Origin of the sequence: Roseburia inulinivorans DSM 16841 (assembly GCF_000174195.1) — a bacterium.
Classification (GTDB): Bacteria; Bacillota; Clostridia; order Lachnospirales; family Lachnospiraceae; genus Roseburia; species Roseburia inulinivorans.
Genome location: NZ_ACFY01000003.1, coordinates 25054 through 38415 on the forward strand (window position 1 = coordinate 25054; position 13362 = coordinate 38415).

Consider the following 13362-nt stretch of genomic DNA (forward strand, 5'->3'; position numbering starts at 1 on the left):
CAACTTATATAACTTAGTAAATAAATTCATGACACTAATAAGAGCCAATCCATTGTAAAAATAAAACTGCAATGCTAATATAAAAAGGTATTGAATCATTACACAGATAAATGAACTTTGTAGAACAAAGGAGAGTAGGAGGATTTATGAAATCAATCTCATTAGCAAATGAACTTGCAGGAAATTCATATCCAGGACGTGGAATCGTCATCGGAAAATCCGCAGATGGTAAATATGCAGTAACTGCTTACTTTATTATGGGTAGAAGTGAGAACAGCCGCAACCGTGTGTTTGTGGAGGATGGGGAAGGAATCCGTACACAGGCATTTGATCCTTCGAAATTAAGTGATCCAAGCCTGATCATTTATGCTCCGGTTCGTGTACTTGGCAATAAAACAATTGTTACCAATGGGGATCAGACAGACACGATTTATGAGTTGATGGATAAACAGCAGACGTTTGAGCAGGCATTAAGAACCAGAGAGTTTGAGCCGGATGCTCCAAACTATACACCAAGAATTTCCGGAATTATGCACATTGACAATGGAACTTACAATTATGCAATGTCTATTTTAAAGAGCAATAATGGAAATCCGGATGCATGTAACCGTTACACATTTGCATATCAGAATCCGGTTGCCGGAGAAGCACATTTTATCCACACTTATATGGGAGACGGAAACCCGCTTCCAAGTTTTGAGGGAGAACCAAAGCTTGTTGGTCTGGAAGGAGACATTGATACCTTTACCAGTCTGGTATGGGAAAATCTTAATGAGGAGAACAAAGTTTCCTTATTTGTACGTTACATTGACATTGAAACCGGAAAATACGAGACAAGAATTGTAAATAAAAATAAGTAAAGACCATAAATTTTTTAGAAAATCAAAGATAAGCAGGAGCGGAGATTAAGATGAAAGAATTAGAGTTAAAATACGGATGTAATCCAAACCAGAAACCATCCAGAATTTATATGGAAAACGGCGAGCTTCCAATCAAAGTGTTAAACGGAAAACCGGGTTATATCAACTTTTTAGATGCATTTAACGGCTGGCAGCTGGTAAGTGAATTAAAGAAAGCAACCGGACTTCCGGCAGCAACCTCTTTTAAACATGTATCTCCGGCTGGAGCAGCAGTTGGACTTCCATTGTCTGAGGTAGAGCGCAAAATCTATTGGGTAGACGATATGGACGTAGAGTTCACACCGCTTGCAAACGCCTATATCAGAGCCAGAGGCGCGGACAGAATGTCTTCTTTCGGCGATTTCATTTCCTTATCCGATGTCTGTGACAAAGAGACAGCACTTGTAATCAAACGAGAGGTGTCTGATGGTGTGATCGCACCGGGCTATACAGATGAGGCACTTGAGATTTTAAAGGCAAAGAAAAAGGAAACTACAATGTGATCGAGATCGATCCGAATTATGTGCCGGCACCAATCGAACATAAAGAAGTGTTTGGAATCACATTTGAACAGGGAAGAAATGAGCTTGTGATCGATGAGCATTTCTTTGACAACATCGTGACAGAGAATAAGGAAATCCCGGATTCTGCGAAAATGGATCTTGCAATTTCCATGATTACATTAAAATACACACAGTCCAATTCCGTATGCTATGTCAAAGGTGGACAGGCAATCGGTATCGGTGCCGGACAGCAGTCCAGAATTCACTGTACCAGACTGGCCGGCTCTAAGGCAGATAACTGGTGGTTACGCCAGTCTCCACAGGTGCTCGGACTTCAGTTTTTAGATAAGATTGGACGTGCAGACAGAGATAATGCGATTGATCTCTACATCGGTGAGGACTATATGGATGTGCTTGCAGATGGCGCATGGGAGAATATTTTTAAAGTAAAACCGGAAGTGTTTACAAGGGAGGAAAAACGCGCATGGTTAGATAAAAACACTGACGTTGCGCTTGGTTCCGATGCATTCTTCCCATTTGGAGATAATGTGGAACGTGCTCATAAGAGCGGAGTGAAATACATCGCCCAGCCAGGTGGTTCTATCCGTGATGATCATGTCATTGCAACCTGTAACAAATACGGCATTGCCATGGCATTCACCGGAATTCGCTTATTCCATCATTAATAAGATCATATAATTGATAGAAAAACTTTAGTGAGAGTTTCGCCACTATGATTGCAAAAGGGGGAACATTCCATGAGCGAAGTATATGAAAAATTAATGAAATGCTATAAAAGTGTCCGGGAGAAAACGGATTTCGTCCCGGAGGCGGCACTTATTTTAGGTTCCGGTCTTGGTGATTACGCAGATGATCTGAAAATCGAGGCATCGGTCAACTATGCGGATATCGAAGGTTTTCCGGTATCCACAGTGAAAGGACATAAGGGAAGATTTGTGTTCGCACATGTAGAGGGTGTGCCCATGGTGATCATGCAGGGACGTGTGCACTATTATGAGGGATATCCGATGTCGGATGTAGTGCTTCCAACACGTCTTATGGGACTTCTCGGAGCAAAAAAGATCATTCTGACCAACGCGGCAGGCGGTGTGAATTATAACTTCAAACCGGGAGATTTTATGCTCATCACAGATCACATCACAACTGCGGTCCCGAATCCCCTGATCGGAGAAAATATTGACGAACTCGGAACGAGATTTCCGGATATGAGTGAGGTGTATGCACCGGAATTACAGGAAAAAGTGAGAAAGGCGGCAGAAAAACTTCAGATACCACTGCAGGAGGGCGTTTACATGCAGTTTACCGGACCAAGCTATGAGACACCGGCAGAGATCCGCATGTGCAGGACATGGGGAGGCGATGCAGCAGGAATGAGCACCGCATGTGAGGCGGTGGCAGCCAATCATATGGGAATGAAAGTCTGTGGTATTTCCTGTATTACCAACCTTGCCGCCGGCATGTCAAAACAAAAGCTGGATCACAAAGAAGTGCAGGAGACAGCAGACCGAGTATCCAGACAATTCAAACAACTGGTCACAGAAGTGATAAAAACAATCTGAATCATTACAGTAGAACAATTTCACGGGTGTATTCATTTCGTGGGATTGTTCTGTTTTTTTGCGCAAGTACCTGTTCATAGAGATCAGCCGCAAAAATATCTTTTTCAAGAAGCCAGAAGGCATCGTCAGAAAGCGTCTGTCTGGCATTTGCAAGCTTCCCTATCAGTGGAATATCCGTGTGTTTTTTGATCTCGCCAAGTACGTCAGAAGACGATTTTTTGAATCCAAGCGGGCGCAGGTAAGGGACATAACCAAGCTGTTTTGCCTGCTTATAATCTTCGGCTGTCATATGCAGCAGAATATGCGTAAAAATACGGCTCATGCGTGCGTAAGTAATGTCGCGGCTCTGATTTAAGGCAGCAAACTGCGTGAAAGAGGAAAATGCACTGCGGTTCTTTTTCAGACGGTTCGCAATTTCAATATTACAGTCGGCAAAGCAGGCAAGTGCTTCTGCCGGATAAAAAAGCAGCAGATAATTTAAAATACCGGAAAAATCATCCGATTCCAGATAAGTGGAGGAGGCGAGATATTCTGAAAAAATCCGGAAAGCTTCCTGTGGCATGGCAGCAGAAAAAGATGCAAAATCCGGGGCAGAGCCGGAAGAACTGCCGGAAGAGCCAGCCTGTTTTAAAGTCTGCCGGATGGCAGAAGCAGAGGCATTTTTTAAGAGAATATCGGTGTCATGATATCCGGCACCTTCCCGCAGAATCGGATAAGGTGTAATCTGTGATCCGCAGGTTTTTAATGCTTTCAGGTATTCGATGCCAAGAATATTATTTGGTGTGGATAAGAGGCTGGTAAGCTGCTCTGTCTGCAAGGCAGCGTCGGAAGATTCAGCACTGAGATAAGATTTTAATGCCAGAATCCTGGCGGCAGGAAAATTTTTCCCTTCTTTTAAATAAATATTCAGGGCATCCTGATAGGAACGGGGCTCATCGACAAGAATGCCTGCGATTTTATTTAACTGGGAAAGGTCTGCATTTTCAGCTCCAAAACACAGGTAGTCGACACAGCCCATCCGTGTAAAGAGCGCGACACCTGCTCTGGCAAAATATTCTGCAGAAGCGCAGGCAAAAAGAGCAGGGAGTTCCAGCACAAGATCCGCACCGCAGGAGAGTGCCATTCTGGCGCGTTCGTATTTGTCTGTGATGGCAGGTTCTCCCCGCTGCACAAAATCTCCGCTCATGGCGACAATGACATAATCGCTGTCTGTTTCCTCTTTTATTTTTGCTATCTGATAAGCATGTCCATTGTGAAATGGATTGTATTCTGCAATAATGCCTGTAATTTTCATGGGATGATCCTTTCCTGGCTGTCTCAAAATGACTTAGTAGTAACATAACCATTTTTATAAGAAAAATCAAGTGACTGTTGAACCGTGTTTCGTGATTGTAATGCGGATGATAAGAAATTGGCCGTGACAGCGTAGTTTTCTATTATGAAACGGTAAGTAGAATCGTTAAAAAATTGACAAGATGTTTCGTATTAAATACACGAAATATGGCAAAAAGTGGCTTGTCGCACAGAAAAGAAAGGCGTATACTAAAAGCATATGTGGTCTGTCTGAGAAGACCCGAAAAAGTAGAAAATGCCATAAGGCACAATATAGTTGATAGAGGAGAAAAATCATGAACGTATTAGTAATTAACTGTGGTAGTTCATCACTGAAATACCAGCTCATTGATTCAGAAACAGAAGCAGTACTGGCAAAAGGTCTCTGCGAGAGAATCGGAATCGACGGAAGATTAGTTTACCAGAAAACAGGTCTCGACAAAGAGATTACAGAAGCAGCTATGCCAACACACAAACAGGCGATCCAGATGGTACTGGATGCTATCGTAAATCCTAAGACAGGTGCTTTAAAGAGCCTTGCAGAGGTAGATGCTGTCGGACACCGTGTCGTACATGGCGGAGAGAAATTTGCAAGTTCTGTTGTTCTGACAGAGGAAGTTCTGGCTCAGATCGAAGAGTGTAACGATCTTGCACCACTTCACAATCCTGCAAACCTGATCGGAATCCGTGCCTGCCAGGAATTAATGCCAAACGTGCCTATGGTTGGTGTATTTGATACTGCTTTCCATCAGACAATGCCTAAGAAAGCATACCTTTACGGTCTGCCTCATGAATATTATGAGAAATACAAAGTAAGAAGATACGGCTTCCACGGAACAAGCCACAGATTTGTATCCAAACGTCTGGTAGAGTACCTTGGAATGGATTTAAATAACTCCAAAGTGATCGTAGCACATCTTGGAAACGGAGCTTCTGTCAGCGCAGTTGTCAATGGAAAATGTGTTGATACTTCCATGGGACTTACTCCATTAGAAGGTCTTGTCATGGGAACCCGTTCCGGTGATATCGATCCTGCAATCATGGAGTTCATTGCAAAGAAAGAGAACCTTGATATTGAAGGTGTTATGAATGTTTTAAATAAGAAGTCCGGTGTACAGGGAATGACAGGCATTTCTTCTGATTTCCGTGACCTTGAGGCAGCCTATAACGAGGGAAATGAATATGCGATCAATGCGATCGAAGTATTCTGCTACCGTGTTGCAAAATACATCGGTTCCTATGTGGCAGCCATGAACGGAGTAGATGCAATCGCATTTACCGCAGGAATTGGTGAGAATACCAATCTGGTCCGCAGAAAGATCGCTGCTTACCTTGGCTATCTTGGAATTACTATTGATAACGAAGTCAATGATGCAACTCACGGTGATGAGGCAGTGATCTCCACACCGGATTCCAAAGTGAAGGTCTGCGTGATCCCTACAAACGAGGAGCTTGCAATTGCAAGAGAGACAGTTGCGCTTGTAAAATAATGAGAGACCAGACAGGATCTGCTGCGCAAAAGATGGAAAATGAATGGCAGATCCGGTCATAAAAACACTGTCAAGGGAAAAAACTTGACAATATGTGAAAAAAGTGGTTGACAAAAGAAAGACACCTATGTATAATCATTTAGGTGTGAAAAACCTCAGCTTAGGAGTTTGGGCTTAAGCGAGTTTTGGGGAGAACGCTGTGATTATAGATATTTCAAGTGTTGTAACTTGTGAGAACAAGTCCTTAACAGAAAAAGTTCAGATCGAGTTAGAATCCTTTGTATCGAGATTAGGCGAGTTCCCGATCATTGAAAAGGCACCGATTGATTTACAGATCGCAAACATTGATGGCGGCAAGCTGCGTATCAGTGGCACTGTGGATCTGGCAGCATCAATACCGTGTAGCCGTTGTCTGGAAGAAGTTCCGACAAGAATCCATTTCGACATTGACAAGGAGTTCCGTCTGGAAAATTCTGCGATCAATGATGAAGAGATGGAGGATATAGACTACCTGATTGGATTTGATCTGGATGTAGATAAACTTATCTATGGAGAGATTTTGGTAAACTGGCCGATGAAAGTTCTGTGCAAAGAGGATTGCAAAGGAATTTGCAAAGTGTGCGGAATGAACCTGAATAAGGGTGACTGCAATTGCCAGAGAACAGAACTGGATCCAAGAATGGCAGCAATCCAAGATGTCTTTAACAAATTTAAGGAGGTGTAAGTAAATGTCAATTTGTCCAAAAAATAAATCTTCCAAAGGAAGAAGAGATAAAAGAAGAGCAAACTGGAAAATGACTGCTCCTGCATTAGTAAAATGCAGCAAATGTGGTGAATTAATGATGCCTCATAGAGTATGCAAGAACTGTGGCTCATATAACAAAAAAGAGATTATTCCTCAGGACTAATTTTTAAGAAGATCAGAGGACTTTCAAGAGATTGAAAGTCCTTTTTCTTTACCGATTTTTAACAAATACAGTCATTGTAGACTGTCTCGGGCTATGCTATAATGAATGTTACCAATGGGCAGTATTGCTCTATCACGAATCAAAGAAGGAAGTAAATATGGGCGATTTTTTTAATGTTGACAACAAGTTTTTTCAGGGATTGGGGAAGATCATTGATGTGATCTGTCTGAGTGCGTTCTGGTTTTTTTTATGTATCCCGATCGTGACAGCCGGGGCGGCAACCACAGCATTGTATTATACGGTGAATAAAGTGATCCGGAACAACCGCAGTTACATAGGCAGGGAGTTCTGGCATGCATTTAAGACGAATTTCAGGCAGTCAACGATCGTATGGCTGATCCTCCTCTTATTATATGCGATCATGGGATTCGACTGTTATGTGATGTATCAGTATGCAAAAGCAGGTGTTGCGTTAGGAAAAATATATATTGTATTTGCAGTGCTGATGATGTTTGCAACGATGTGGGCAATTTACCTATTTCCTTATATTGCGCGATTTGAGAATCAGACAAAGATGATCTTAAAAAATGCAGCGCTGATCGCACTGGGAAATCTGTGGAAGACACTGCTTCTCTTTGCCCTGCTCCTTGCAGCAGCATTTGCAGTTTATATATTCCCACCGGCAGTATTTATAATTCCATGTGTATATATGCTGCTTGCTAATTTCATTCTGGAAAAGATTTTTCAGAAATATATGTCTCCGGAAGACTTAGAAGCAGAGAAGGAACGGAACATGGAATATTTCAACTGAGAACTGTGATCACACAAATGTGATTATATATTGATTTATAGAAAAAGTTATAGTATATTTTCTTATAGACGTGTAAGGAGCACTTTTCGTAAGGCAGTTGACACGCAGGAAATGGAGAAGTGTATGCAACAGGAAATCACGAGAGTTGCACTGGATGCAATGGGTGGAGATAATGCACCGGGAGAGTTAGTCAAGGGTGCAGTCGATGCTGTGAATGGCAGATCGGACATCAAGGTGCTGTTGGTAGGACAGCAGGATGTGGTTGAGAAAGAACTGAAACAGTATTCTTACCCAAAAGAACAGATTGAAGTGGTACATGCTGAGGAAGTGATCGAGACAGCAGAACCGCCAGTGAATGCAATTCGAAAAAAGAAACAGTCATCAATTGTTGTTGGAATGAATATGGTAAAGCAGAAAGAAGCAGATGCTTTTGTTTCCGCCGGAAGTTCAGGCGCTATCCTTGTCGGAGGACAGGTTATCGTTGGAAGAATCCGCGGAATTGAGAGACCGCCTTTGGCACCATTGATTCCTACGGAAAAGGGAGTCTCTTTATTGATCGACTGTGGTGCGAACGTAGATGCGAGGGCATCACATCTGGTTCAGTTTGCAAAGATGGGATCCATTTATATGGAAAATGTTCTTGGAATTAAGAATCCAAGAGTTGCAATTGTAAATATTGGAGCAGAAGAGGAAAAGGGGAATGCGCTTGTAAAAGAGACATTTCCATTATTAAAAGAGTGTACAGACATTAATTTTGTAGGCAGTATTGAGGCAAGGGAGATTCCACATGGCGAGGCAGATGTCATTGTCTGTGAAGCGTTTGTGGGAAATGTCATTTTAAAACTGTACGAAGGACTGGCGGGTACACTGGTTGGCGCAATCAAGAAGGGTATGATGAGTACTCTGCGAAGCAAAATTGGCGCTGCGCTTGCATTGCCGGCTTTAAAATCTACACTGAAAACATTTGACGCCTCCCAGTATGGTGGTGCACCGCTTTTAGGATTGAATGGTCTTGTGGTGAAGACGCATGGAAGTGCCAAGGCAAAGGAAGTTACCAATTCAATTTATCAGTGTGTTACTTTTAAAGAACAGGATATTAATGGTAAGATCAAGAAAAATATTTTAGGTTCTGCAGAACAGGAAGGAATGTAATTATGGAATTCGAAAAACTGAAAAAAATTATCGCTGAAGTATTAAATGTGGATGAAGGGGAAATCACAATGGAAACCACTTTTGTGGATGATCTTGGAGCAGATTCATTGGATGTTTTCCAGATTATTATGGGCTTAGAGGAAGAATTTGATATTGAGATTCCAAATGAAGAAGCTGAGAAAATCGTAACAGTTGGAGACGCAGTGGAACAAATCAAAAATGCTTTAAACTCATAAATATAACTTTTAAGCATACAGGCTGTCGCAACGAAATCTTTTCTATGTGCGACAGCCTCTTTACGTTACTGATAAGAAAAGAGGAGAGGTTTTTTGGTAATGGCTCAGGTGGCTGAGGTATTACGAAAAATCCTCTGTGAGAGGAGAAAATATGGCAAATTTTTTAGAATTACAGGATAAAATTGGATATGAATTCAAACAGGAGAAACTGCTGCGTCAGGCATTGACACACAGCTCTTTTGCGAACGAGAAACATTTGAGAAAACATTCTGATAATGAAAGACTGGAGTTTTTGGGAGATGCGGTGTTGGAAATCGTTTCCAGTGACTTTTTGTATAAGGCATATCCGGACAAGTCGGAAGGAGATCTGACAAAGCTGCGTGCGAGTCTGGTCTGCGAACCGACGCTGGCAATCTGTACCAGAGAGATGGAACTTGGCAAATATCTGTTCCTTGGAAAGGGCGAAAATCTGACAGGTGGAAGAAACCGCAATTCGATTCTCTCGGATGCATTAGAGGCAGTGATCGGAGCAATTTATCTGGATGGTGGATTTGAACATGCAAAAACGTTTATCCATAAATTTATTTTAACAGATATTGAACATAAAAAGCTTTTCTATGACTGCAAGACAAGTTTACAGGAAGTCGTGCAGGGACATTATGAGGAAGAACTGAATTACAGATTAATTTCAGAGGAAGGACCAGACCATGACAAACGCTTCTCAGTAGAGGCAAGGATTGGCGAGCGGGTGATCGGAACAGGAATCGGTCATACAAAGAAGGCTGCCGAGCAGGAAGCTGCCTATCAGGCACTGCTGCTTTTAAAACCGGTCCAGAAAAAATAATGCAGGAAACGGAGTTATGAAATGTATCTGAAAAGTATAGAAGTTCAGGGATTCAAGTCATTTGCAAATAAGATCGTATTCGATTTTCACAATGGGATCACCGGGATCGTTGGACCAAATGGTAGTGGTAAGAGTAATGTCGCAGATGCAGTGCGCTGGGTATTGGGAGAACAGAGTGCAAAACAGCTTCGCGGTGCAAGCATGCAGGATGTTATTTTTGCCGGTACAGAAAACAGAAAACCTTTAAGTTATGCATATGTTGCAATCACTATGGACAACTCAGATCATCAGCTTGCCATTGATTTCGAGGAAGTTACGGTGTCAAGACGTGTTTACCGTTCCGGCGAGAGTGAGTATCTGATTAATGGAAGTCCGTGTCGTCTGAAAGATGTCACAGAACTTTTCTATGATACCGGTATCGGTAAAGAGGGATATTCTATTATCGGTCAGGGACAGATCGAGCGTATCTTAAATGGTAAACCGGAAGAGCGAAGAGAACTTTTTGACGAGGCGGCAGGAATCGTAAAGTATAAAAAGCGAAAAGCAGCTGCCCAGAAAAAGTTAGAGAACGAGCGGGAAAATCTGGTGCGTGTCAATGATATTCTGGCAGAGTTAGAGCGTCAGGTCGGTCCGTTGGAGCGCCAGGCGGAAAAAGCCCGTATTTATTTAAAGAAAAAAGAAGAGTTAAAAACGTTTGATGTCAATATGTTCTTATTGGAAATGGAGCGTATTGACAGACAGTTACAGGAAGTCAAAGAAAACTATTCGATTGCGGATCGTGATTATCAGGAAGCAAAAGAAAGTTATGAGCAGATAAAAACAGAATATGAAAAGCTTGAACAGGATATGGCGGCAGAGGACGAAAAGATTAATGCAATCCGTGACGAGATGAGTCAGTCCGCTGTGACAAAGAACAGGCTGGAGAGCCAGATTGAAATCTTAAACGAGCAGATCCGTTCGGCAGAGCATACGGATGAACATATGCAGAGCCGTCTGGATGCCATCGACCATGAGAAAGAAGAACGTATTTCTTCCGGAAAGACTTATGAGGAAGAAAAGGTTACTCTGGACGCACAGATCTCTGAGATTGAGGAAAAGAAAAAAGCAGCGGAAGAAGCACTTCAGACATTGCAGACAGAGATCGCGAGATGTACGGAAGGCATGGAAAAAGGCAAAAGTGAATTGATTGAACTGTTGAACAGCAAGGCTTCCATTAAGGCAAGACAACAGCGGTTTGACACGATGGAAGAACAGGTCAACATCCGAAAAGCCCAGTTAAACCAGAGACTGCTAGCAAGAAAAACAGAGGAAGCAGATTTAGATTCTGTTTTAGCAGAGTATCAGAAAGATTTAGATTCCGTCAATCAGAAAATAAAAGAGCTGAAACAGGCCGGACTTTCCATGGAGGAGAAAAGCCGCGACTGGAAGAAAAAATCCATTGAGACAACGCATACATTAGAGGAGACACTTGCAAGATATAACAAGCAGCAGTCCAAATTAGAATCTCTGAAAAATATTGCAGAGCGCTATGATGGATATGGTAACAGTATCCGCAAAGTGATGGAACAGAAGGAGCAGAATAAGGGACTTCTTGGAGTTGTTTCTGATCTGATCCAGGTGGAGAAGAAGTATGAAGTTGCCATCGAGACGGCATTGGGTGGAAATATCCAGAATATCGTCACCGAGGATGAAGAGACTGCGAAGAAGATGATCTCTTTCTTAAAAGAGAACCGTCTGGGACGTGCAACTTTTTTACCTCTTACAAGTGTAGATGGAAAAGGCAACTTTAAAAATATGGATGCCCTAAAAGAACCGGGCGTCATTGGACTTGCCAATACGTTAGTTAAAACAGAGGCAAAATACGAGGGCGTGACTGCCTACCTGTTAGGAAGAGTGATCGTCACAGAGAATATTGATTTTGCAATCAAACTGGCAAAGAAGAATCATTATTCCCTTCATATCGTAACGTTAGAGGGAGAGTATTTAAGCCCGGGTGGCTCCATGACAGGTGGTGCATTCCGCAATAACAGTAATCTTCTCGGAAGAAACCGTGAGATCGAAGAATTAGAGGAACTGATCAGCAAGTCGGAACAGAAGATAAAGGAAAGCCGCAGCCGTCTGGAGGATATCAAGACAGCACAGAGTCTGCTCGTGGATGATATCGAAGCCAATAAGGCAGAACTACAGGAGCAGCTGATTTTACAGAATACGGCAAAAATGAATGTGGATCGTGCAGCGGCGCAGAAGAACGAAAGTGAAAATGTGTATGCAGGACTGATCGCAGAAAACCATGAGATAGAGAAACAGCTTCAGGAAATCAACGATAATAAAGCAAAGATATCAGAAGAAATTGAATATGTGAAAAACCGTGAGAGCCAGATTGAGGAAGAAAATAAGAACTTCCAGCAAATTCTGGATGAGAAAAGTGCAGACGTGGAATCTGCCACAAATGCGGTATCACAGGTGACATTAGAACTTGCGGGAATCCGTCAGAAGGCAGAATTCGTAATGGAAAATCTCACACGTATCCAGAGCGAGATCAGGCGTTTTGACGACGAGCGCGAAGGCGTGTTAAACGAAGCGAAGAATGCGAAAGCAGATGTGGAGAAGAAACGTCAGGATATCGAGGAGATTAAAAAGACAATTTTAAACTCTGCAGATTATCAAAAAGAGCAGGAGAATGCTTTAAAAGAGCATACCCGGAAGAAAGAGGAGATGTCTGCTTCCTACAAGGGATTTTTCCAAAAAACAGGAGGATGTTTCCAAAAAAATCGCAGACCTGGATAAAGAGATTTACCGTTTGAACAGTCAGAGAGAAAAACTTGAAGAAGCCGGAAACTACCAGACGAATTATATGTGGGAGGAGTACGAGCTGACACTGCATGCGGCGATGGAACTGAGGGATGAGGCATTTTCGGATCTTACGGATCTGAAAAAACAGATTGCAGGCATCAAAGATGACATTCGAAAACTGGGAGATGTCAATGTCAATGCCATTGAAGATTACAAAGAAATCTCGGAGCGTTACGGTTTCTTAAAGGGACAGCATGATGATCTGATTGAGGCAGAAAAGACTCTGGTTGGAATTATTGAAGAACTGGATACCGGAATGCGCAAACAGTTTATGGAAAAATTTGCAGAAATTCAGCGCGAGTTTGATAAAGTGTTTAAGGAGCTTTTCGGTGGTGGAAAAGGAACGCTTGAACTTGTGGAAGATGAGGATATCTTAGAGTGCGGCATCCGCATCATCGCACAGCCGCCAGGAAAGAAATTACAGAACATGATGCAGATGTCCGGTGGAGAAAAATCACTCACAGCAATCTCACTGCTTTTTGCAATCCAGAATTTAAAACCTTCTCCATTCTGTCTGTTAGACGAGATCGAGGCGGCTCTGGATGATTCCAACGTCAGCCGTTTTGCAAAATATTTACATAAGCTGACTAAGAGCACGCAGTTTATTGTCATTACCCACAGACGTGGCACCATGGCTGCAGCGGATCGTCTGTACGGTATCACCATGCAGGAAAAAGGTGTTTCCACATTAGTTTCGGTCAATCTGATCGATGATGATCTGAGCAACTAATTCAGAGGACACAATGGGACAAAT

Annotated in this window: 10 protein-coding genes and 2 pseudogenes; 11 read left to right on the forward strand and 1 reads right to left on the reverse strand. The window is 42.4% G+C overall.

Features of this window, described 5'->3' with window-relative positions:
• Window positions 1-146: 146 nt before the first annotated feature.
• The 3 genes and pseudogenes from ROSEINA2194_RS00170 (at window position 147) to ROSEINA2194_RS00180 (ending at window position 2982) form a co-directional block, all read left to right on the forward strand.
• Entirely contained in the window at window positions 147-860 is a 714-nt protein-coding gene (locus ROSEINA2194_RS00170; protein WP_021924008.1) for an IMP cyclohydrolase, read from the forward strand.
• Between the two features lie 50 nt (window positions 861-910).
• A pseudogene (locus tag ROSEINA2194_RS23370) lies at window positions 911-2088 on the forward strand (phosphoribosylaminoimidazolecarboxamide formyltransferase).
• 72 nt (window positions 2089-2160) lie between these two features.
• Window positions 2161-2982, forward strand: coding sequence for a purine-nucleoside phosphorylase (locus tag ROSEINA2194_RS00180; protein ID WP_007881955.1), 822 nt, complete (start codon window positions 2161-2163; stop codon window positions 2980-2982).
• A 4-nt stretch (window positions 2983-2986) separates the two neighbouring features.
• On the opposite strand, the gene ROSEINA2194_RS00185 is transcribed toward ROSEINA2194_RS00180, so the two are convergent.
• Window positions 2987-4276: a tRNA(Met) cytidine acetate ligase gene (locus tag ROSEINA2194_RS00185; protein WP_007881956.1), complete on the reverse strand. Its 1290-nt coding sequence runs from the start codon at window positions 4274-4276 to the stop codon at window positions 2987-2989.
• Window positions 4277-4610: 334 nt separating this feature from the next.
• Between ROSEINA2194_RS00185 and ROSEINA2194_RS00190 the strand changes: the two genes are divergently transcribed.
• The 8 genes and pseudogenes from ROSEINA2194_RS00190 to smc all read left to right on the forward strand — a co-directional run bounded on the left by ROSEINA2194_RS00190 (window position 4611) and on the right by smc (window position 13338).
• Window positions 4611-5804 (forward strand): acetate kinase, encoded by a 1194-nt coding sequence (locus ROSEINA2194_RS00190; protein WP_007881958.1) that lies wholly within the window; start codon window positions 4611-4613, stop codon window positions 5802-5804.
• A 199-nt stretch (window positions 5805-6003) separates the two neighbouring features.
• Window positions 6004-6528, forward strand: a complete 525-nt coding sequence (locus tag ROSEINA2194_RS00195; protein WP_007881960.1) for a YceD family protein — start codon at window positions 6004-6006, stop codon at window positions 6526-6528.
• A gap of 4 nt (window positions 6529-6532) precedes the next feature.
• The gene (rpmF, locus tag ROSEINA2194_RS00200; RefSeq protein WP_006858546.1) at window positions 6533-6712 is read left to right on the forward strand and encodes a 50S ribosomal protein L32; all 180 of its coding nucleotides are present in this window, start codon (window positions 6533-6535) and stop codon (window positions 6710-6712) included.
• 157 nt (window positions 6713-6869) lie between these two features.
• Window positions 6870-7523 (forward strand): YesL family protein, encoded by a 654-nt coding sequence (locus tag ROSEINA2194_RS00205; RefSeq protein WP_007881972.1) that lies wholly within the window; start codon window positions 6870-6872, stop codon window positions 7521-7523.
• Window positions 7524-7646: 123 nt separating this feature from the next.
• Window positions 7647-8675, forward strand: a complete 1029-nt coding sequence (gene plsX / locus ROSEINA2194_RS00210; protein WP_021924002.1) for a phosphate acyltransferase PlsX — start codon at window positions 7647-7649, stop codon at window positions 8673-8675.
• Window positions 8676-8677: 2 nt separating this feature from the next.
• Window positions 8678-8911 carry an acyl carrier protein gene (gene acpP, locus ROSEINA2194_RS00215; RefSeq protein ID WP_007881977.1) on the forward strand — a complete coding sequence of 78 codons (234 nt, stop codon included), beginning with the start codon at window positions 8678-8680 and terminating at the stop codon, window positions 8909-8911.
• 151 nt (window positions 8912-9062) lie between these two features.
• On the forward strand, window positions 9063-9755 hold the full coding sequence (rnc, locus tag ROSEINA2194_RS00220; RefSeq protein ID WP_007881978.1) for a ribonuclease III: 693 nt from the start codon (window positions 9063-9065) through the stop codon (window positions 9753-9755).
• A gap of 21 nt (window positions 9756-9776) precedes the next feature.
• Window positions 9777-13338: pseudogene (gene smc, locus ROSEINA2194_RS00225) on the forward strand (chromosome segregation protein SMC).
• The last annotated feature ends 24 nt before the right edge of the window (window positions 13339-13362 follow it).

Bases quoted from the DNA above. Each gene is read 5' to 3' on its own strand.
- ROSEINA2194_RS00170 (WP_021924008.1), top strand. From the start codon at position 147: ATGAAATCAATCTCATTAGCAAATGAACTTGCAGGAAATTCATATCCA.
- ROSEINA2194_RS00180 (WP_007881955.1), top strand. From the start codon at position 2,161: ATGAGCGAAGTATATGAAAAATTAATGAAATGCTATAAAAGTGTCCGG.
- ROSEINA2194_RS00185 (WP_007881956.1), bottom strand. From the start codon at position 4,276: ATGAAAATTACAGGCATTATTGCAGAATACAATCCATTTCACAATGGA.
- ROSEINA2194_RS00190 (WP_007881958.1), top strand. From the start codon at position 4,611: ATGAACGTATTAGTAATTAACTGTGGTAGTTCATCACTGAAATACCAG.
- rpmF (WP_006858546.1), top strand. From the start codon at position 6,533: ATGTCAATTTGTCCAAAAAATAAATCTTCCAAAGGAAGAAGAGATAAA.
- ROSEINA2194_RS00205 (WP_007881972.1), top strand. From the start codon at position 6,870: ATGGGCGATTTTTTTAATGTTGACAACAAGTTTTTTCAGGGATTGGGG.
- plsX (WP_021924002.1), top strand. From the start codon at position 7,647: ATGCAACAGGAAATCACGAGAGTTGCACTGGATGCAATGGGTGGAGAT.
- acpP (WP_007881977.1), top strand. From the start codon at position 8,678: ATGGAATTCGAAAAACTGAAAAAAATTATCGCTGAAGTATTAAATGTG.
- rnc (WP_007881978.1), top strand. From the start codon at position 9,063: ATGGCAAATTTTTTAGAATTACAGGATAAAATTGGATATGAATTCAAA.